16 protein-coding genes are annotated in these 20,229 nt (G+C 45.2%); 4 read left to right on the forward strand and 12 right to left on the reverse strand.

Annotated features, from left to right (window positions below; genetic code table 11):
• The gene (gene panC, locus ACU01J_RS04430) at positions 1-903 is read left to right on the forward strand and encodes a pantoate--beta-alanine ligase (RefSeq protein WP_481084581.1); all 903 of its coding nucleotides are present in this window, start codon (positions 1-3) and stop codon (positions 901-903) included.
• Between the two features lie 168 nt (positions 904-1,071).
• Here the strand turns inward: panC and ACU01J_RS04435 are convergent, their stop codons facing one another.
• The 3 genes from ACU01J_RS04435 to ACU01J_RS04445 form a co-directional block, all read right to left on the reverse strand.
• Complete coding sequence (locus ACU01J_RS04435; RefSeq protein ID WP_481084582.1) at positions 1,072-1,842, reverse strand: ABC transporter permease; 771 nt, start codon at positions 1,840-1,842, stop codon at positions 1,072-1,074.
• 1 nt (position 1,843) lies between these two features.
• Complete coding sequence (locus ACU01J_RS04440; RefSeq protein WP_481084583.1) at positions 1,844-2,761, reverse strand: ABC transporter ATP-binding protein; 918 nt, start codon at positions 2,759-2,761, stop codon at positions 1,844-1,846.
• Positions 2,762-2,930: 169 nt separating this feature from the next.
• Positions 2,931-4,601, reverse strand: coding sequence for a SulP family inorganic anion transporter (locus tag ACU01J_RS04445; RefSeq protein ID WP_481084584.1), 1,671 nt, complete (start codon positions 4,599-4,601; stop codon positions 2,931-2,933).
• Positions 4,602-5,015: 414 nt separating this feature from the next.
• Here ACU01J_RS04445 and can point away from each other — a divergent pair, with 414 nt between their 5' ends.
• Positions 5,016-5,684 carry a carbonate dehydratase gene (gene can, locus ACU01J_RS04450; protein WP_481084585.1) on the forward strand — a complete coding sequence of 223 codons (669 nt, stop codon included), beginning with the start codon at positions 5,016-5,018 and terminating at the stop codon, positions 5,682-5,684.
• Positions 5,685-5,766: 82 nt separating this feature from the next.
• Here the strand turns inward: can and hpt are convergent, their stop codons facing one another.
• Positions 5,767-6,294, reverse strand: coding sequence for a hypoxanthine phosphoribosyltransferase (gene hpt / locus ACU01J_RS04455; RefSeq protein WP_481084586.1), 528 nt, complete (start codon positions 6,292-6,294; stop codon positions 5,767-5,769).
• A gap of 317 nt (positions 6,295-6,611) precedes the next feature.
• On the opposite strand from hpt, the gene ACU01J_RS04460 reads away from it, so the two are divergent.
• On the forward strand, positions 6,612-7,226 hold the full coding sequence (locus ACU01J_RS04460; RefSeq protein ID WP_481084587.1) for a LuxR/HapR/OpaR family quorum-sensing transcriptional regulator: 615 nt from the start codon (positions 6,612-6,614) through the stop codon (positions 7,224-7,226).
• 132 nt (positions 7,227-7,358) lie between these two features.
• On the opposite strand, the gene lpdA is transcribed toward ACU01J_RS04460, so the two are convergent.
• The 7 genes from lpdA to xerD all read right to left on the reverse strand — a co-directional run bounded on the left by lpdA (position 7,359) and on the right by xerD (position 18,579).
• Positions 7,359-8,789, reverse strand: coding sequence for a dihydrolipoyl dehydrogenase (gene lpdA, locus ACU01J_RS04465; protein ID WP_053441138.1), 1,431 nt, complete (start codon positions 8,787-8,789; stop codon positions 7,359-7,361).
• 239 nt (positions 8,790-9,028) lie between these two features.
• Positions 9,029-10,954, reverse strand: coding sequence for a pyruvate dehydrogenase complex dihydrolipoyllysine-residue acetyltransferase (gene aceF, locus ACU01J_RS04470; protein WP_481084588.1), 1,926 nt, complete (start codon positions 10,952-10,954; stop codon positions 9,029-9,031).
• A gap of 30 nt (positions 10,955-10,984) precedes the next feature.
• Positions 10,985-13,648, reverse strand: coding sequence for a pyruvate dehydrogenase (acetyl-transferring), homodimeric type (gene aceE, locus ACU01J_RS04475; RefSeq protein WP_481084589.1), 2,664 nt, complete (start codon positions 13,646-13,648; stop codon positions 10,985-10,987).
• A gap of 48 nt (positions 13,649-13,696) precedes the next feature.
• On the reverse strand, positions 13,697-14,464 hold the full coding sequence (pdhR, locus tag ACU01J_RS04480; RefSeq protein WP_171759781.1) for a pyruvate dehydrogenase complex transcriptional repressor PdhR: 768 nt from the start codon (positions 14,462-14,464) through the stop codon (positions 13,697-13,699).
• A gap of 659 nt (positions 14,465-15,123) precedes the next feature.
• Positions 15,124-16,857: a single-stranded-DNA-specific exonuclease RecJ gene (recJ, locus tag ACU01J_RS04485; protein ID WP_481084590.1), complete on the reverse strand. Its 1,734-nt coding sequence runs from the start codon at positions 16,855-16,857 to the stop codon at positions 15,124-15,126.
• A gap of 39 nt (positions 16,858-16,896) precedes the next feature.
• On the reverse strand, positions 16,897-17,643 hold the full coding sequence (locus tag ACU01J_RS04490) for a thioredoxin fold domain-containing protein (RefSeq protein ID WP_481084591.1): 747 nt from the start codon (positions 17,641-17,643) through the stop codon (positions 16,897-16,899).
• A 39-nt stretch (positions 17,644-17,682) separates the two neighbouring features.
• Entirely contained in the window at positions 17,683-18,579 is an 897-nt protein-coding gene (xerD, locus tag ACU01J_RS04495; RefSeq protein WP_481084702.1) for a site-specific tyrosine recombinase XerD, read from the reverse strand.
• Between the two features lie 164 nt (positions 18,580-18,743).
• Here xerD and fldB point away from each other — a divergent pair, with 164 nt between their 5' ends.
• Positions 18,744-19,265: a flavodoxin FldB gene (gene fldB, locus ACU01J_RS04500; RefSeq protein WP_481084592.1), complete on the forward strand. Its 522-nt coding sequence runs from the start codon at positions 18,744-18,746 to the stop codon at positions 19,263-19,265.
• 286 nt (positions 19,266-19,551) lie between these two features.
• On the opposite strand, the gene ampD is transcribed toward fldB, so the two are convergent.
• Positions 19,552-20,097, reverse strand: a complete 546-nt coding sequence (gene ampD, locus ACU01J_RS04505; protein ID WP_481084593.1) for a 1,6-anhydro-N-acetylmuramyl-L-alanine amidase AmpD — start codon at positions 20,095-20,097, stop codon at positions 19,552-19,554.
• Between the last annotated feature and the right edge of the window lie 132 nt (positions 20,098-20,229).

Raw genomic sequence — 20,229 nt, forward strand, 5'->3', positions numbered from 1 at the left:
ATGCAAACTTTTGCCGAAATAGCCGCTCTTCGTGAGCAAATCAAGCAGTACAAACGTGATGGCCGTAAAGTGGCATTTGTCCCAACCATGGGCAACTTGCACGAAGGTCACCTGACTTTAGTACGTAAAGCACGTGAACATGCGGATATCGTCGTTGTCAGCATCTTTGTCAATCCGATGCAGTTTGACCGTGTTGATGATTTAAATAATTACCCACGTACGTTAGAAGACGACCTCAGCAAATTAACTGCTGAAGGTGTTGAGTTAGTGTTCACTCCAACACCTGAGATTATCTACCCATACGGAGTAGAAACTCAGAGTTCAGTGGAAGTTCCGGGACTTTCTAATATTCTTGAAGGTGCCTCGCGTCCAGGCCACTTCCGTGGTGTTGCCACCGTGGTGACGAAACTCTTCAATATCGTTCAACCTGACGTAGCTTGCTTCGGTGAAAAAGACTTCCAGCAATTAGCTGTCATTCGTAAGATGACTGAAGACTTGGCAATCGATATCGAAATCATCGGCGTCACAACAGTACGTGAGATGGATGGCCTAGCAATGAGCTCTCGCAATGGCTTACTGACAATTGATGAACGCCAACGTGCTCCAGTACTTGCACGTACAATGCGTTGGATCAGCAGTGCTATGCGTGGCGGTCGTGATGATTACGCTTCGGTAATTGAAGATGCTAGCGATCAACTGCGCGCAGCAGGACTGCATCCCGATGAGATCTTTATTCGTGATGCTCGCACACTGCAAGCAGTAACCGAAGAGACGACTCAAGCGGTGATTCTAATGTCTGCATTCCTTGGCAAAGCTCGCTTGATTGATAACCAAGTAGTTGAAATGGTTGTCGAGTCGAAGGAAGAAGAAGCGCCTGAAGCACCATCAGAAAGCGCAGAATAGAGCTTAATGAAAAGCTAAAAAGGGTTGATGCGAAAGCATCAACCCTTTTTTATTACTGTCACCCTCGAGAGTGAGGAACAATGAAATGGAGATCTCTTCTAACAAGTTGAAAACGTAAGGAGATTCCCTACTCTCTCCTGCGTCGCTCTATAGAATTACCTTAGGCTATTAACTGCGTAAGCCAATTCCGCGTGTCACTAGGAAATGCGCCACCACGTAAAGTGCCACAACAAACACACCGAGCACACTAAACGAAGTCACAATACCCACATCCGACACACCTAAGAAACCATAACGGAACGCGTTGACCATATAGACGATCGGATTGATCTTAGATACGCCTTGCCAGAATTCAGGCAGCAAACTGATCGAATAGAATACACCGCCAAGATAGGTCAGAGGTGTCAAAACAAAGGTAGGAATGATCGAGATATCATCAAATGTCTTGGCAAACACCGCATTGATCAAACCTCCTAGTGCAAACACTACTGAGGTCATAAACACCGTTGCGATAATGATGCCCCAATGATCGACTTGTAGATCAACAAAGAACAGCGATACAAATGTAACAATCGTTCCAACCAGTAGGCCACGAACAACGCCACCCATAACAAAGCCTAAGATGATCACATAGTTGGGTACTGGCGCGACAAGCAACTCTTCGATGTTCTTTTGAAACTTAGCACTGAAGAATGACGAGGCGACATTTGAGTAGGAGTTAGTAATCACCGACATCATGATCAAGCCCGGTACTATGTACTCCATGTAGCTAAATCCGTTCATCTCACCAATGCGCGAACCTATCAAGCTACCAAAGATAATGAAGTAAAGCGTCATAGTGATCGCTGGCGGAACCAGAGTCTGAACCCAAATACGAGTAAAGCGGTTCACTTCTTTAGTCAGCAAGCTGCAAAACGCAGTCCAATACAAACGATACATATTATTGGCTCCCCTCTCGTACAATACTGACGAACAACTCTTCAAGACGATTAGCTTTATTGCGCATCGACAGCACTTTAATGCCTTGTGCTGAAAGCTGAGCAAAGATGCCATTCAACCCTTGGCTCTTTTCAATCTCAAGCTCTAAAGAACCATTAGTAAAGGTCTGGTTATTTACACCATCTAATTTCGGTTCAGCACTGCCCTCTTCAAGATCAAGAATAAACGTCTCAACATGAAGCTTACCGAGTAAGGCTTTCATGGTGGTATTCTCAATCAGCTCACCTTTGTTGATGATGCCGATATTGCGGCACAGCATTTCTGCTTCTTCTAGATAATGAGTCGTTAGAATAATGGTAATGCCTTGCTCAGAGTTAATTTCTTTGAGGAACTCCCACATCGATCGACGCAGCTCGATATCAACCCCAGCGGTTGGTTCATCAAGAATCAGTAACTGTGGTTCATGCATTAAGGCGCGAGCAATCATTAAACGTCGCTTCATACCACCTGATAAGTTACGCGCACGTTCGCTACGTTTCCCCCACAAATCGAGCTTAGTTAGGTATTTTTTTGCTCGTTCTTTAGCGAGGGATTTAGACACTCCGTAATAACCCGCTTGCTGTAGGACAATCTGCTCAACTGTCTCAAACTGGTTAAAATTAAATTCCTGCGGTACTAAGCCTAGGTTCTGTTTTGCCAGCTCAAGGTCTTTATCAATATCAAAACCGAAGACCTTAACCTTGCCTGCGGTCTTATTGACCAAAGATGAAATAACACCGATCGTTGTCGATTTTCCTGCGCCGTTAGGCCCGAGTAACGCGTAGAAATCGCCTTTTTTGACATTAAGGCTGATACCTTTTAACGCTTCGAAGCCTCCCGCGTAGGTCTTGCGAAGCTGCTCAATTTCGAGTGCATACATAGAATAATATTGCCATTGCTTATCCAATCGTAAACAAGTCTATCGTTGAATAACGATGATTACAATTAAACCTTTCGAATAATTTGGAAATGTTATCACGATTGAACGTAAGAAATAAAAACGCCGCAGAATATCCCTGCGGCGTTTGTTTTATAAAACAGTTAGTTAATTAAACAACAGTAGTCTGGTGTTCGTCTGCCTCAACATGCTTGATCGCAGCTTTAAGCGCTTCATAGCGGAACTTAAATGTGTTTTCGTCCGCTACTAAGTCGATAACATGGAACTTCTCAAGTTGCTGACGCGTTTTATCATTCGGACAGAGTAAGTAGACCTGACAGTCGGCATCTAACGCATCTTTGATCGCATTCTCTAACGCAAGACCTACCGTCACATCGATCATAGGTACATCGGTCAAGTCAAGAATCATCACTTCATAATCGGAGATACTGGTGTGCTGACGAGATATCGCCTTAGAGACACTGAAGATCATTGGACCTGACAGATAGAAAAACAACACTTTGCCGTTGGCCATATCAAGCAAGCCACGTTCACTGTCACTAAGCGGCACATCATCTTCTTCAGCATCACTGATCGCCTTCACTTGACGCGCTTGCTCACGGCTCAAACGCTCAATAATAATAATGTTAGAAATGAAGACTCCAAGGCCAACCGCAACAATCAAATCAACAAACACAGTCAGCAGCATCACGCCATACATGACCGCCATGCCCGCAAAACTCACTTTATGCGCACGCTGAATAAAACTCCAATCGAGGATGTTGAAGCCAACATACACTGCAATACCTGCCAGTACCGCCATTGGGATCGGCTCAGTCAATCCACCCGCAACCAGTACTACCAGCGCTAGCATCAATGCACGAACCACACCGGACAATGGTGAACGAGCACCAACCTGAATATTGGTTACTGTTCCCATGGTAGCACCTGCACCAGGCAAGGCACCAAACAGGCCTGAAATCATATTAGCTAGACCTTGGCCACGCAGTTCTTTATCTGAGTCGTGCTCTTTACGTGTTAGCGAGTCACCAATTACCGCTGTCAAAAGCGTATCGATACAACCCAGCGTACCCAGTACCAAAGCGTCAATCACCATCTCAGTGAACATCGACGCATCAATATGTGGAACAACCAAAGACGGTAAACCCGCTGGGATCTCACCGATTCGGCGTATCGTGTCAGTATCAAAAAAGATAACGGAAAGTAGCGTTACCGCCACTAAGGCTACCAGCTGAGCCGGCACATACTTTCGATAACGTTTAGGGAAGAAAAACAAGATACCAAGGGTTAGCAAACCTAAAAATAACTCGCTGAACTTCATGTTTGCAACGGTATCAGGCAATGCAGAAAGGGTTCCCATTACCCCACCGGCCGGAGCTGCATGGCCAAGTAATGGTGAGAGCTGGAGAATGATAAGAATAACGCCAATACCCGACATAAAGCCCGATATCACGCTATATGGCATCAAAGTAACGTATTTACCTAACTTCAATGTACCTAGAAGTATCTGGAAAGCGCCGGCCATCATAACCACAGTAAAGGTCATTGCCATACCTGTTTCAGGGTATTTGGCCATCATACTGGTTAATACCGCGGTCATAATCACCGTCATCGGACCGGTCGGTTCCGAGATTAATGTGTTTGAGCCACCAAACAGTGAGGCAAATAAGCCCACCATTATGGCGCCCCATAGGCCTGCTTCTGCGCCCGCACCGGATGCAACACCAAAGGCAAGCGCTAAAGGTAAAGAGATAATAGCGGTGGTCACGCCACCAAACAGATCTCCTTTGAGATTCATATCTTCAAAACGACTAGCGAACACAATGCTACTCCCTGCTAAATGTGCACACCTTAAACGCAGCACATGCGTTCAATCACCCAGTATTCAAACTGAATGAGGTGCAATAACGACATCTTACTTTTAGGTTAAGCTGCTATACACTAGAGGTAAGCGAGAATAACCCTGAACTTTGTAGCTATATCTCGCGAGAAATGTAATCAAAATGCTGCGAAATGTAGCTAACTTCATCATATTAACAAATGTTATTTCAGAGAGATAAGTGTTAATCACATTTCATCACTCATACGTTATAACTGTTAGTTAGGATGAGTGCTAAGTTTATGATTTTTGGCACTCAAACACGTCAGATGAGTGCCTTTTCGAGCAATATTAGCGGGAACGAAATTGTAACATTGTGTATAGTGATGCAAGAATTTTTTAAGGATTGCGAACGAGATGCCGGAAATTAAACAGCTATTTGAAAACAACTCAAAGTGGTCTGAATCGATCAAAGCAGAACGCCCTGAGTATTTTGCTAAACTTGAAGAGGGTCAGAGTCCAGGCTTTCTATGGATTGGTTGTTCAGACAGCCGAGTACCCGCAGAGCGCCTAACCGGGCTTTATTCTGGTGAACTGTTTGTCCACCGTAATGTCGCTAACCAAGTTATTCATACCGATTTGAACTGCCTATCTGTAGTGCAATACGCGGTCGATGTATTGAAGGTTAAACACGTCATCGTATGTGGTCACTACGGTTGTGGCGGCGTAAAAGCGGCGATTGATAACCCGCAGCTTGGTCTGATCAACAACTGGCTGCTACATATCCGCGATCTCTACTTCAAACACCGTAATTACTTAGAAGCAATGCCAGAGGATGATCGTGCTGATAAGCTAGGTGAAATTAACGTTGCCGAGCAAGTCTATAACCTTGCTAATTCCACCATCATGCAAAACGCATGGGAGAGAGGCCAAGACATCGAGATCCACGGTGTTGTCTATGGTATCGGTGATGGTAAGTTAGAGTACTTAGGTGTTCGCTCTAACTCTCAAGAAAGCGTTGATACTTCCTACCAAGTAGCAATGGAGTCTATTCTCAACCCAGAGCATAAACTTCTTTGTCGCTAAGCTCACGTCGCTAAAACTAGCCAAACAAAAACGCCTGCTAAGTTAGCGGGCGTTTGTTTATTCTTACACTAGAGTGGGATTACTATTGAGGTACAACCTTACCGATAAATGGTAGGTGACGGTATTTCTGAGCGTAATCAATACCCACACCAACAACGAACTCATCTGGAATCTCGAAACCAATCCACTTCACGTCAACGTTCACTTCACGACGAGAAGGCTTGTCTAGCAGCGTACAAATCTCGATAGATTTAGGCTCACGTAGCGACAGGATTTCTTTTACCTTGTTCAGTGTATTACCCGTATCAATGATGTCTTCAACAAGTAGGACATCTTTACCCTTAATGTCATCATCTAGATCTTTAAGGATGCGAACATCACGCGAGCTTTCCATTGTGTTGCCGTAGCTCGATGCCGTCATGAAATCAACGCAGTGAGTAATATCGATCGCACGTGCCAAATCAGCCATAAATACAAATGATCCGCGTAGCAGGCCAACCATGACCAGATCTTCGCTACCTTTATAGTGCTCAGTAATCTGTTTACCTAGCTCTTGTACTCGTTTGCTGACCTCTTGCTCAGAAATCATAACTTCTACTGTATGCTTCATACCAATCTCGTTTTTCGCGTTAGTCGTGTTGAGCGCTATTATATTCGCTCAAATACGGTCTGATTTTGCAGGCGAATAGTTTAACACCAGCTAGCCACGAGGAAAAACGTTTGCCTCAAATTAACCCAATTGTTTGGAGTATTGCATATTGATCCTTAGCACGGCATTAACAAAGATGGCTATAAAACAGCCAGAAACCGTTGACCTTGCCTATATGCACCATTACACTCATAAAGCGTCATAGCAAAATTAATAAAATACTAAATAGGGCGAAAAGCCCAATAACTATAAACAACTCTTTTGGCAAGGAAATAACTATGGACTCTATAGAGAAACGCCCGCGTACGCGTCTATCTCCACAAAAACGAAAGCAACAGCTGATGGAAATCTCGCTGGAAGTATTTGCTCGTCGTGGCATTGGCCGCGGTGGTCACGCTGACATTGCAGAGATCGCTCAGGTATCCGTTGCAACTGTATTTAACTACTTCCCAACTCGTGAAGATTTAGTCGATGACGTTTTAAACCACGTTGTTCGTCAATTCTCAAACTTCCTTTCGGACAATATCGACCTTGATCTTCACGCAAAAGAAAACTTAACCAACCTGACCGCTGCAATGACTGAGCTTGTTATCGCAGACTGCCACTGGCTAAAAGTTTGGTTTGAATGGAGTACGTCAACGCGTGATGAAGTATGGCCTCTGTTCGTAACGACCAACCGTACTAACCAACTGCTTGTTCAGAACATGTTTATCAAAGCAATTGAGCGTGGTGAAGTGTGTGACCGTCACGATCCCTCTGATCTGGCAACCTTGTTCCACGGCATTTGCTACTCACTGTTTATTCAAGCAAACCGTATTCAAGATGAAGATTCGATTCGACGCTTGACTCTAAGTCACTTAGACATGCTTTGTATCTACAAAAATGAAAGCTAACCTCTAGATTTGAGAAAACGAAAAGCCGATGTTCATGCATCGGCTTTTTTTTCTACATATCTGAGCATTCATCACTAAATCGCAGACATAAAAAAACCGCTGATTACTCAGCGGCTTCAAGTATAAAGGTATTTACTTTTTCTTTTTCACAGCTTTCTTGTTCGGAAGGTCAGTGATTGAGCCTTCGAATACTTCCGCAGCTAGACCCACAGACTCGTGTAGAGTTGGGTGAGCGTGGATAGTTAGCGCGATATCTTCTGCATCACAACCCATTTCGATTGCTAGACCGATTTCACCTAGTAGTTCACCACCGTTAGTACCAACGATTGCACCACCAATTACACGGTGAGTATCTTTGTCGAAGATCATCTTCGTCATACCATCAGCACAGTCAGATGCGATTGCACGACCAGAAGCAGCCCAAGGGAAAGTCGCAACTTCGTAGTTGATGCCTTCCGCTTTTGCTTCTTTCTCAGTCTTACCAACCCATGCAACTTCTGGCTCAGTGTACGCGATTGATGGAATTACTTTAGGGTCGAAGTAGTGCTTCTTACCAGAGATAACTTCTGCCGCTACGTGACCTTCATGCACACCTTTGTGAGCAAGCATTGGTTGACCAACTACGTCACCGATCGCGTGGATGTGAGGTACGTTTGTGCGCATCTGCTTATCAACGTTGATGAAGCCACGCTCGTCCACTTCGATACCCGCTTTTTCAGCATCGATAAGTGCACCGTTTGGAACACGACCGATAGCAACAAGAACTGCATCGTAACGCTCAGCTTCCGCTGGCGCTTTCTTGCCTTCCATTGAAACGTAGATACCGTCTTCTTTCGCTTCAACTGCTGTTACTTTCGTCTCAAGCATTAGCTTGAACTTGTCTTTAATACGCTTAGTGAAGACTTTAACGATGTCTTTATCCGCCGCAGGGATTACCTGGTCGAACATTTCAACGACTTCAACTTTAGAACCTAGAGAGTGGTAAACCGTACCCATTTCTAGACCGATGATACCACCACCCATGATAAGCAGTTTTTCTGGTACTTCTTTCAGCTCTAATGCATCCGTTGAATCCCAAATACGTGGGTCTTCATGCGGGATGAACGGAAGTTTGATTGGGCGTGAACCCGCAGCAATGATAGCGTTGTCGAAGTTAACTGTTGTTGACTCGCCTTCGCCTTCTACAAGGATAGAGTTAGGACCAGTGAATTTACCGTAACCATTAACTACTGTAACGTTACGCATCTTAGCCATACCGCCAAGACCGCCCGTCAGTTGGTTCACAACTTTTTCTTTCCAGATACGGATTTTGCTGATGTCAGTTTGTGGTTCGCCAAACACAACACCGTGCTCAGCCATCGCTTTCGCTTCTTCGATTACTTTAGAAACGTGAAGAAGTGCTTTAGATGGAATACAACCAACGTTTAGACATACACCACCAAGAGTGCTGTAACGTTCAACTAGTACTGTTTCTAGACCTAAGTCCGCACAACGGAATGCCGCTGAGTAACCAGCAGGACCAGAACCAAGTACAACAACTTGGGCTTTAATTTCTTTGCTCATTGTGACCTCTTGTAGTCATTATCCCTAACAGGCTGAGTAGATGTTCTTAAATATGGGCTTTCAAACGGTCAACATTTTACAGAGTTGTTAACCGTGTGAAAGTAGCTTTAAGTTAGCCTGTGAGCTAGACAACAATTCACCTTTCAGTTTCTGAAAGAGAATTGAAAATGCTGTCTAAAATTATTCTTCTATAAAGAATTAAGGTGACTCGAAAGCCACCTTAATTATTACTTTCTAAATTACAGTACTAGGCGACGAATGTCTGATAGTGCGCCGTTTAGGAAAGTAATGAAGCGTGCACCTTCGGCACCATCAATCACACGGTGGTCGTATGATAGAGACAGTGGAAGCTGTAGACGTGGTTCGAACTCTTTGCCGTTCCACACTGGCTTCATTTCAGACTTAGATACACCTAGGATACCTACTTCTGGAGCGTTTACGATTGGCGTAAATGCTGTACCGCCGATACCACCAAGACTAGAGATTGTGAAACAACCGCCTTGCATATCGCCAGCTGTTAGCTTACCAGCACGTGCTTTCTTAGAAATTGCCATTAGCTCTTCAGATAGCTCGTAGATGCCTTTCTTGTTCACGTCTTTGAAGACTGGAACAACTAGACCGTTTGGCGTATCGACTGCGATACCTACGTTTACGTACTTCTTAAGAATGATGCTTTCGCCATCTTCAGAAAGAGAAGAGTTAAACGCTGGGAACGCTTCTAGTGCTTTCGCAACCGCTTTCATGATGAACACAAGTGGAGTGATCTTCATACCCGTGTCTTTCTTAGCTTCGATTGCGTTCTGCTCTTTACGGAATGCTTCAAGCTCAGTGATGTCTGCGTTATCCCACTGTGTAACGTGAGGGATCATTACCCAGTTACGGTGTAGGTTTGCACCAGAGATTTTCTTGATCTTAGAAAGCTTTTGAACTTCAGTTTCGCCGAACTTGCTGAAGTCAACTTTTGGCCATGGTAGTAGACCAAGAGCAGAGCCGTCACCGCCTTTGCCAGATGCCGCAGTACCAGACTCAAGACGCTTAAGCGCTTCTTTAACGTAAGCTTGAACGTCTTCTTTTAGGATACGGCTCTTACGACCAGTACCTTTAACCTTAGATAGGTTAACGCCAAATTCACGAGCAAGACGACGAACAACTGGAGAAGCGTGCGCGTAATCGTTGTTTTCTTGGAAATCGCCAGCCGCTGCTGGAGCTGCTGCCGCTGGGGCTTCAGCTTTAGGAGCTGGTGCTGCAGGTGCCGCTGCTTGAGCAGGAGCTGCAACCGGTGCCGGAGCTGCGCCTGCTACCTCAAATACCATGATTAGAGAACCAGTCGTTACTTTGTCGCCTTCAATAATCTTGATCTCTTTCACTGTACCTGCGAATGGAGCTGGTACTTCCATTGAAGCTTTGTCGCCTTCAACAGTGATTAGAGATTGCTCTTCTTCTACTGTATCGCCAACTTTAACCATGATCTCAGTAACTTCTACTTCGTCACCGCCGATATCTGGAACGTTAACTTCTTTTTCGGCTGCGGCCGGCGCTGCGGATGCCGCAGGAGCTGCTGCTGGAGCCGCTTCAACTGCAGGAGCAGCTGCTACTGGCGCACCAGAGCCTGCCACTTCGAATACCATCACAAGAGAGCCAGTTGTTACTGAATCGCCTTCAGCAATCTTGATCTCTTTAACCGTACCTGCAAATGGTGCTGGTACTTCCATAGAAGCTTTGTCGCCTTCTACAGTTAGAAGTGATTGCTCTTCTTCTACTGCATCGCCAACTTTAACCATGATCTCAGTAACTTCTACTTCGTCGCCACCAATATCAGGAACGTGAACTTCTTTTAGTTCTGCTGCCGCTGCTGCTGGAGCTGGAGCTGCTACTGGAGCTGCTTCCGCCGCAGGAGCAGGTGCAGCGTCAGCTGCACCCGGAGCGCCGGCCGCCTCAGCTTCGAAAATCATGATAAGAGAACCAGTTGTTACTGAATCGCCTTCCGCAACTTTGATTTCTTTTACGATACCTGCTTGAGACGCTGGAACTTCCATAGAAGCTTTGTCGCCTTCAACAGTGATCAGAGACTGTTCTTCTTCAACCTTGTCGCCAACGCTTACAAGAATCTCAGTAACTTCAACCTCATCCGCACCGATGTCAGGTACATTAATTTCGATTGCCATTGCTTATTTACCTTCTAGTTAAGCGCTGTATTAAGCGTAAAGTGGGTTTGTTTTTTCAGTGTCGATGTTGAACTTAGCAATTGCTTCAGCAACAACAGACTTCTCAACATCACCACGTTTCGCTAGTTCAGTTAGTGCTGCAACTACCACGTAGCCTGCATTAACTTCGAAGTGACGACGTAGGTTCTCACGGCTGTCTGAGCGACCGAAGCCGTCAGTACCAAGAACTTTGTAAGACTCAGTTGGCATGAATGCACGTACTTGCTCAGCGTAGTTCTTCATGTAATCCGTCGCAGCGATTGCTGGTTCGTTACCAAGAACAGTAGTGATGTAAGGCACTTTCGCTTCAGCTTCTGGGTGAAGCATGTTGTAACGCTCTGCATTTTGACCATCACGAGTTAGCTCGTTGAATGAAGTTACAGAGAACACGTCAGATGCTACGCCGTACTCTTCGCTTAGGATAGTCGCTGCTTTACGTACTTCGTTCATGATAGTACCAGAGCTCATTAGCTGAACTTTACCCTTAGCACCTTCGTGAGACTCAAGCTTGTAGATACCTTTACGGATGCCTTCTTCAGCGCCTTCTGGCATTGCTGGCATTGCGTAGTTTTCATTCATTACTGTTAGGTAGTAGTAAATGTTTTCTTGCTCAGGACCGTACATACGACGGATACCATCTTGCATGATTACTGCTAGCTCGTAAGCGAATGTTGGGTCGTAAGAGATACAGTTCGGGATAGTGTTCGCTTGAATGTGCGAGTGACCATCTTCGTGCTGTAGACCTTCACCGTTCAGTGTTGTACGACCAGCTGTAGCACCTAGTAGGAAGCCACGAGCTTGTTGGTCACCTGCTAGCCATGCCATGTCACCAATACGTTGGAAACCGAACATTGAGTAGTAGATGTAGAACGGGATCATTGGCAGATCGTTTGTGCTGTAAGAAGTAGCAGCAGCAACCCAAGATGCCATTGAACCTAGTTCGTTGATACCTTCTTGAAGAACTTGGCCTGATGTTGCTTCTTTGTAGTAAGAAACGATGCCTTTATCTTCAGGTGTGTATTCTTGACCGTCTGGGTTGTAGATACCCACTTGACGGAATAGACCTTCCATACCGAACGTACGCGCTTCATCACAGATGATAGGAACGATGTTCTTACCGATGTTCTTGTCTTTAAGCAGGATGTTCAACGTACGTACGTAAGCCATAGTCGTTGAGATTTCACGCTTCTGAGCACCAAGTAGAGGAGCAAACTCTTCTAGCTCAGGTACTTTGAACTCTTGTGTGAACTTAGGTAGACGCTGTGGCGTGTAACCTTTCAGAGCTTTACGACGAGCATGTAGGTATTCGTACTCAGCAGAACCTTCTTCCAGTTTTAGGTAAGGCAGTTCAGCTACTTTCTCATCAGAAAGAATGTCTTGTAGACCTAGACGATCACGTAGGTATTGTACGTGAGTCATGTCCATCTTCTTAACACCGTGAGCGATGTTCTTACCTTCAGCCGCTTCACCCATGCCGTAACCTTTAACAGTCTTAGCTAGGATTACTGTTGGCTTGCCGTTTGTTTCTTTTGCATTGTTAAATGCAGCAAACAGCTTAGAAGAATCGTGACCACCACGCTTCAATTCGAAGATTTGGTCGTCAGTCATGTCTGCAACTAGTGCAGCAGTCTCAGGGTACTTACCAAAGAAGTGCTCACGTACGTATGCGCCATCTTTAGATTTGAATGTTTGGTAGTCGCCATCGATCGTTTCGTTCATAAGCTGTAGTAGCTTACCAGTCGTATCTTTAGCTAGTAGTGCATCCCAGTTGTTACCCCAGATAACTTTAACTACGTTCCAACCTGCACCTTTGAATAGACCTTCAAGCTCTTGAATGATCTTACCGTTACCCATTACAGGGCCATCTAGACGCTGTAGGTTACAGTTGATTAGGAAACATAGGTTGTCTAGTTTCTCACGCGCAGCGAAAGAAATTGCACCACGTGATTCTGGCTCATCCATCTCACCGTCGCCTAGGAAAGCGTATACACGTTGAGCAGAGGTATCTTTAAGGCCACGGCCGTTTAGGTACTTAAGGAAACGTGCTTGGTAAATAGCAGAGATAGGACCAAGACCCATAGATACTGTTGGGAACTGCCAGAACTCAGGCATCAGTTTAGGGTGCGGGTATGATGGAATACCTTTACCGTCTACTTCTTGACGGAAGTTATCTAGCTGCTCTTCAGTTAGACGACCTTCAACGAATGCACGAGAGTAGATACCCGGTGAGATATGACCTTGGTAATAAACTAGATCGCCACCGTCCGTCTCGTTTGGAGCGCGGAAGAAGTGGTTGAAACATACTTCGTAGAATGCAGCCGCTGACTGGTAAGAAGCCATGTGACCACCTAGGTCTAGGTCTTTCTTAGAAGCACGCAATACGATCATGATTGCGTTCCAGCGAATGATTGAGCGAATACGACGTTCAAGAGTTACATCACCAGGGTATGCTGGCTCTTGTGCTGCCGGAATCGTGTTGATGTAGTTAGTGTTGATACCAGTTGGCATATCAACGCCGTCTAGACGTGCTTTCTCTAGAACGGTTTCTAGTAGGAACTGTGCACGTTCTACACCTTCTTCACGTACTACTGACTCTAGGGCTTGTAGCCAATCTTGAGTTTCCAGTGCGTCTACGTCATGCTTCATGTCAGACATGGCGATCTATCCTTCTGTTGGTTGGATCTAGTTATTTACGCAACGACTTTAAGAGTCGTTACCTTGTTGAATTCGACGCAAAGAGCGCTCTCTGCGCGACTCTTCACGAGTCAAATCCAACAATGTTTCTTCGATATAAGCTAAGTGTGAATGACACATTTCACGAGCCTGCTCTGGCTGGCCCGAAACAATCGCATCGACAATATTAGCTCGGTGTTTACTTACTTTTTCGACCACTTCATCGCGGCGATGTAAGAGCTTTAAATTCTGTAAGACATTTTGCTCAAGCAGTGGTGCTAAGCTGCGAACGATATGAAGAAGCACAACATTGTGAGCCGCTTCCGTTAAAGCAATCAAAAACTGCATAACCGCTGCCGCTTCTGCTTCAACATTTTTGTTCACTTGCTCTTCACTGATACTTGTCAGGCAAGCCTGAATTCGCTCAAAGTCTTCCTCGGTACCACGAACCGCTGCAAAGTAAGCAGAAATACCTTCCATCGCATGGCGCGTTTCCAGTAAATCCAGCTGAGTCTCAGAGTGACTAGACAATAAATTTAGCAGAGGATCTGAAAAGCTGGTCCAGATGTTCTCGCTAACAAATGTGCCACCGCCCTGGCGACGAGTAAGAAGACGTTTAGCTTCAAGGCGTTGAATCGCCTCACGGATTGATGGACGGGACACATCGAACTGCTTTGCCAGCTCACGCTCAGGTGGCAGCTGCTGCCCCGGAGACAATGTTCCTTCCACAATCAGCCTTTCCAATTCTTGTTCAATGACATCAGAAAGTTTTGGCTGACGAATCCTTTGATAAGCCATAGTTATTGTTCTTCTACTCTTTGCAGGTAATTGGTAATACCAATTTTAAGTTGGCAAGAAAATTAACATAATTAAAACGCAAGTTCCAGTCAAAAATTGACCCAAATCATAGAATGAGTGGTGTATAAACACTTTGATAACAATAGTCGATTAAAACAGCAATTAAATTGGTCTGACCAATTACAAAATATAAACAGATGGGGGAAAAACGTGCCAGCCATCACAGTTTGATTGGTAAGTTTTAAATAAGTATGAAAGGTTATTAGGGAGTGAGAAGAAAAGTGTGAAGGGATAGATGATTTACAAGAGTAAAACTTTGAAACAGCGTCATCCTAAAGAGTGAGGGACGCATGAGTTGGGATATCTTAAAGCCCGTAGAAAACCTTTAGATTGCCTACTCACTCCTTCGTCGCTCTATGGAATGACAATTCAGATATCAAACCATACGAAACAGCGTCAGCCTCAAGAGTGAGGCACGTATGAGTCGGGGATCTCTTAAAGCGAGTAGAGAACCTTTTAGATTCCCTACTCACTCCTTCGTCGCTCTATGGAATGACAATTCAGATATCAAACCATACGAAATAGTGTCATCCTCAAGAGTGAGGCACGAACGAGTTGGGGATCTTTTAAAGCGAGTAGAAACCTATAGGGGTTCCCTACTAGCTGGCCTCAATGTGGTCAATCATCAATTGCAGTGACTGATTACCACGGAACTCGTTGATATCAAGTTTATAGGCAAGTCGGACCGTTTTAGCTGAGGCATCTGGCCAGCGGCGCAGATCAACATTAAACGCTATACCATCAATCATAATATTAGTCGGATGGCCTTTGTGCAGTGGTTCAAGCATCAGCTTTAAGTGTTTTTCACCAACTAACTTCTGGTGTAACACTTTAAACTCACCATCGAACATCGGCTCCGGGAAAGCTTGTCCCCAAGGTCCACCAGCGCGCAGCATTTCCGCAGTATGCATCGAGAACTCTTCTGGCGTTAACTCACCATCGGATAAAAACACACCTTTCAATGCCGCTTCATCTAAGTCCTGTTTCACTGCCTCATCAAACAACTTAGAAAAATGCTCAAAGTTGTTTTCCATGATAGTTAAGCCTGCGGCCATCGCGTGGCCACCGAACTTCACAATCAATCCAGGGTTTTGCGTATCAATGCGATCTAGCACATCACGCATATGCAAGCCGGGAATAGAACGACATGAACCTTTGATGCTACCCTCTCCGCCATCAGCGAATGCAATCACTGGACGATGAAATTTTTCTTTAATACGCGAAGCTAAAATGCCAATAACACCTTGGTGCCAATCACGCTGAAACATAACCAAACCGTGAGGCATGTTCTCACCGAATTGAAGACGCTCACAAATAGCCATCGCTTCTTGCTTCATACCCTCTTCAATCTCTTTACGAGTTTGGTTAAGGCCATCTAACTCAGTAGCCATGCGGCGGGCAGCATGAATATTGTTACTCAGCAGCAGCTCAACACCAAATGACATATCATCCAGTCGGCCTGCCGCATTGATACGTGGTCCTAATGCAAAACCAAAATCAGACGCGACTAGCCTTTTGGCGTCACGTTTCGCCACTTCAATCAGCGCTTGAATACCTGGGCGCGCTTTGCCTGCTCGAATGCGTTGCAGCCCTTGGTGAACCAAAATGCGATTATTTTCATCAAGCGGTGCCACGTCCGCAACGGTGCCCAATGCGACTAGGTCAATGAGCTCCATTAGCTTAGGTTCAGTCATACCTTGCTGAGTAAACCATCCAACTTTTCGCATATGAACACACAGCGCCATCATTAAATAGAAAGCGACACCAACACCCGCCAGTGCTTTTGATGGAAAGGCACATTCTTGAAGGTTCGGATTGACCATGGCATCGACGTTGGGTAACTCATGCCCTGGCAAGTGGTGATCAGTCACCAGAACTTGCAGCCCTTTCTCTTTAGCGTAACGAACACCATCAATGGAAGAGACACCATTATCCACGGTCATAATAACTTGCGCGCCAAGTTCAATCGCTTGGTCAACAACCTCAGGACTTAAACCGTAGCCATCTTCAAAGCGGTTGGGTACCAGATAGTCAACATTACTCGACCCCAACATGCGCAGAGCCAGTACCGATAGCGCTGAACTCGTCGCGCCATCGGCATCAAAGTCTCCAACGACAATAATACGCTTGCTGTCTTGGATCGCCTTGAACAGCAGCTCAACCGCTAGCTCAATACCGTGAAGCTTTTGATAAGAATGCAGCGAACGTGCGGTAGTTTCTAGCTGTTCAAGACTATGGATACCACGCGAAATGTAAATTCGCTTCAGCAAGGCAGGTATCGTATCAGGAAGTAAGTTTAGGTCGATCTCGGGTCTACGTTGGATTTCTATCATAAAAAATATGAGAGCCTCGTGAAGAGGCTCTTTTTCAATTTATTTAGTTTGCTCTAAGCGTTTAATAAGTTGCGCTGGCGGTAAATATCCACCAACCATTTCGCCATTTGGCAAGAAGATAGCAGGCGTACCAGTAATACCTAGCTCACGACCTAGCGTGTAATGCTGCTTAATGATTTCTTGGTACTTAGCAAAGTCTTTACCTTGCTCAGGGATCTCACGCTTTACCTTACCATTATGAATCGCTGTATGCGGATCTTCTGCGCCCCAAATTGCGGCCATTTGATCGGCAACATCACCTGTAGCACCTTGACGCGGGTAAGCCATGTAACGAACTGTTATACCTAAGTCGTTATAGCCTTTCATTTGGCTATGCAGACGAACACAGTAACCACAAGTAATATCAGTAAAAACAGTCACAACGTACTTTTCGTCGTCCGCCTTAAACTCAATCATGCTGTCTTTAAACGCTTCAATCTTAGCGGCATTGATGGGTGCTTGGCGTTTAGCCAATACATCTTCATATTGACCGTTTTCATCTAACTTATACAAAGTGCCCGCTAAGAAGTAGTCTCCGTTTGGAGAAGCAAACAAGATGCCGCCGCTGGTCTGAACTTCTACCAATCCATCAATGTCAGCAGGAGCAACTTCTTTAACTTCAAGGCCCAGTTTTGAAAATCGTTCTTCTAGCTGGCCTTTATCAAATTTTACTTCGTTTGCTGACACGCTCTGCGCCGCCAATAGTAATGGCAACGTAAGTAGAGTCATTCGGCGTAATACGCTCATTCAATTCACCTTAAATCAATTTAAGCTTAACTTTGTTCGTTAGGCTCTCGGATGATGTTCACTATGTAGCTGTTTTAATCTCTCTGTCGCTACATGAGTATAAATTTGTGTGGTAGACAAGTCACTATGGCCTAACAACATTTGCACAACACGTAAATCTGCACCGTAATTGAGTAAATGTGTCGCAAACGCATGGCGTAATACGTGTGGTGATAACTGTTCAGTATCAATCCCCGCAATTACCGCGTAATGCTTAATACGATGCCAAAAGGTCTGTCTGGTCATTTGCCTTGCTCGCTTACTCGGAAAAACCACGTCGGATGTCGTTTCCCCAAGTAACTCAGACCGCCCTTGTTGCAAAAAAGTTTCAATCCAATCAACCGCATTTTCGCCCATTGGAACCAAGCGCTCTTTACCGCCTTTACCCGTTACCCTTACAACCCCTTGACGCAAGCTGACATTTTCCATCGTTAAGCTAACCAATTCGGTCACACGTAAACCGGTAGCATACAGCAGTTCCAACATCGCTTTGTCGCGCAGTTCCATCGGCTCATTAGGATCGGGCGCATCAAGCAACGCATCAACTTGTTCTTCACTGAGATCTTTAGGCAATCTTTTCGGCAGTTTAGGGCTGACCAATAACGCACTCGGGTCATCACCACGAACCTTCTCTCGATGGAGGTATTGAAACAGACGGCGAATGGCTGAAAGCATTCTTGCTCGAGAGGTTTGCTTATATCCCTCGTCTACCAACCAAGCTTGGTACTCTTGCAAACCCGATAGACTAATAAAATCCAACTTATAGTTATTTGTCGACATCCAACGCAGCAGTTTGACTAAATCGGTACGATAGGAAGCGAGCGTATTTTCGGACAATCCGCGCTCCATCCACATCGCGTCGAGAAACTGCTCTACAATGCCTTGATCGGGTGACATTTGTTCTGACACAGCACACCTCTAATTTTCGTTATGCGCTCAAATGTAAGTGTCCGACACAAATAAAGCTATAAAAAATCACATCAGAGATCGATATTCGCTGCAAAGCTCGCCAATTTGTGGTTAGAATTCACCACCAATTTGTCACGATAATAAAGAATACTATGAAAATCGCTCTATTTTACGGCTCAACCACATGCTACACAGAAATGGCGGCAGAGAAGATCCGCGATATCATTGGTGCTGATATTGTTGATATTCATAATGTTAAAGAATCTCCTCTTTCTTTAATGGCGGAGTATGATTTTCTAATCTTAGGTATCTCGACGTGGGACTTTGGAGAAATCCAAGAAGACTGGAGCGAATTATGGGATCAAATCGAGGGCGTAGCGCTCGCTGGCAAAACCGTCGCTCTGTTCGGCTTAGGCGATCAAGAAGGTTATGGCGAATGGTATCTCGATGCGATGGGGCTCCTGCACGACGAGGTTAAAAAGACTGGCGCCAATATCGTCGGTTACTGGCCAAATGACGACAGTTATGAGTTTGAAGCGTCGAAAGCGCTAACTGAAAATGACACTAAGTTTGTCGGCCTCGCTCTGGATGAAGACTCGCAATATGAACTCAGCGATGAGCGTATCGCAACTTGGGTTGAGCAAATTCTTGTTGAGTACCAAGAGTCGCTTTAACAGCGAGAAGCGAGAAGCGAGAAGCGAGAAGCGAGAAGCGAGAAGCGAGAAGCGAGAAGCGAGAAAATTTTGGAGGGTTGGCGCTTTGCTTAAACCCTTTATTTCAATGAATTAAACTGTCATCCTCAAGAACGAAGAATGAGAGAGTTGGGGATCTCTTAAAGCAAGTCAACCGCTCTATGAGATTCCCTACTCCTTCCTTCGTCAGTCTAGGGAATGACGGTATATTGCAACACTCTCCTCTCGAATGACGAAGCCCGATCTCGATTCTCGGAGCGCAGCGTTCCTAAGGGCGCAGCCCGTTTCTGTACCTACCCCAATCAAACACCAGACCCGGATCGGTTTTACGCAACGGCGCAATATATTGATGGCCAGTAATTCTCGATAAAGTAATCAGCGGATATGTAGTCTGTATCTGCTTGGTCAGCTCAGTTAACGCCGCGTATTGATCATCGGTATAAGCAACAAAGTCACTCCCTTCTAGCTCAATACCAATCGAATAGTCGTTACACTTATCTCGACCAGCAAAACTGGAGGCTCCTGCATGCCATGCGCGGGCAGTAAAAGGGACAAATTGCACTACTTCACCATCACGTCGAATCAAGCAATGGGCCGATACACCCATTTGGTGAATGACTTTAAAAAACGGGTGCTCGTTAGGATCCAATTTTCCGGTAAAGAACTGCTCGATATAAGGCCCACCAAATTGGCCCGGAGGCAGACTAATGTTGTGCACCACTAGCAGTGAGATATCCGCCTCATCGGTTCTGTGGTCATAAAACGGTGAAGGGACATGTCTTGCGTTACTGTGCCAGCCTTGGTTATCAATCATTTTTCAGCTCTTTCTATCCTAATCAATGATGATTTTATCCCTTTGACCATGAAATGCGAGATTAATGGCTGAATTTCATGCTTAGTCATCGTATCATGCCCACCACTTGTTCAACTGCGTATTAGATTTGCG

The organism is Vibrio sp. 2433-A1, assembly GCF_056726085.1.

What these genes read in the sequence shown, in the direction of transcription:
- xerD (WP_481084702.1), bottom strand. Translation starts at nt 18,579, where the DNA reads ATGTCACCCGATCAAGGCATTGTAGAGCAGTTTCTCGACGCGATGTGG.
- aceF (WP_481084588.1), bottom strand. Translation starts at nt 10,954, where the DNA reads ATGGCAATCGAAATTAATGTACCTGACATCGGTGCGGATGAGGTTGAA.
- ACU01J_RS04440 (WP_481084583.1), bottom strand. Translation starts at nt 2,761, where the DNA reads ATGTATGCACTCGAAATTGAGCAGCTTCGCAAGACCTACGCGGGAGGC.
- aceE (WP_481084589.1), bottom strand. Translation starts at nt 13,648, where the DNA reads ATGTCTGACATGAAGCATGACGTAGACGCACTGGAAACTCAAGATTGG.
- pdhR (WP_171759781.1), bottom strand. Translation starts at nt 14,464, where the DNA reads ATGGCTTATCAAAGGATTCGTCAGCCAAAACTTTCTGATGTCATTGAA.
- ACU01J_RS04460 (WP_481084587.1), top strand. Translation starts at nt 6,612, where the DNA reads ATGGACTCTATAGAGAAACGCCCGCGTACGCGTCTATCTCCACAAAAA.
- can (WP_481084585.1), top strand. Translation starts at nt 5,016, where the DNA reads ATGCCGGAAATTAAACAGCTATTTGAAAACAACTCAAAGTGGTCTGAA.
- ampD (WP_481084593.1), bottom strand. Translation starts at nt 20,097, where the DNA reads ATGATTGATAACCAAGGCTGGCACAGTAACGCAAGACATGTCCCTTCA.
- ACU01J_RS04490 (WP_481084591.1), bottom strand. Translation starts at nt 17,643, where the DNA reads ATGAGCGTATTACGCCGAATGACTCTACTTACGTTGCCATTACTATTG.
- hpt (WP_481084586.1), bottom strand. Translation starts at nt 6,294, where the DNA reads ATGAAGCATACAGTAGAAGTTATGATTTCTGAGCAAGAGGTCAGCAAA.
- panC (WP_481084581.1), top strand. Translation starts at nt 1, where the DNA reads ATGCAAACTTTTGCCGAAATAGCCGCTCTTCGTGAGCAAATCAAGCAG.
- fldB (WP_481084592.1), top strand. Translation starts at nt 18,744, where the DNA reads ATGAAAATCGCTCTATTTTACGGCTCAACCACATGCTACACAGAAATG.
- ACU01J_RS04435 (WP_481084582.1), bottom strand. Translation starts at nt 1,842, where the DNA reads ATGTATCGTTTGTATTGGACTGCGTTTTGCAGCTTGCTGACTAAAGAA.
- lpdA (WP_053441138.1), bottom strand. Translation starts at nt 8,789, where the DNA reads ATGAGCAAAGAAATTAAAGCCCAAGTTGTTGTACTTGGTTCTGGTCCT.
- recJ (WP_481084590.1), bottom strand. Translation starts at nt 16,857, where the DNA reads ATGATAGAAATCCAACGTAGACCCGAGATCGACCTAAACTTACTTCCT.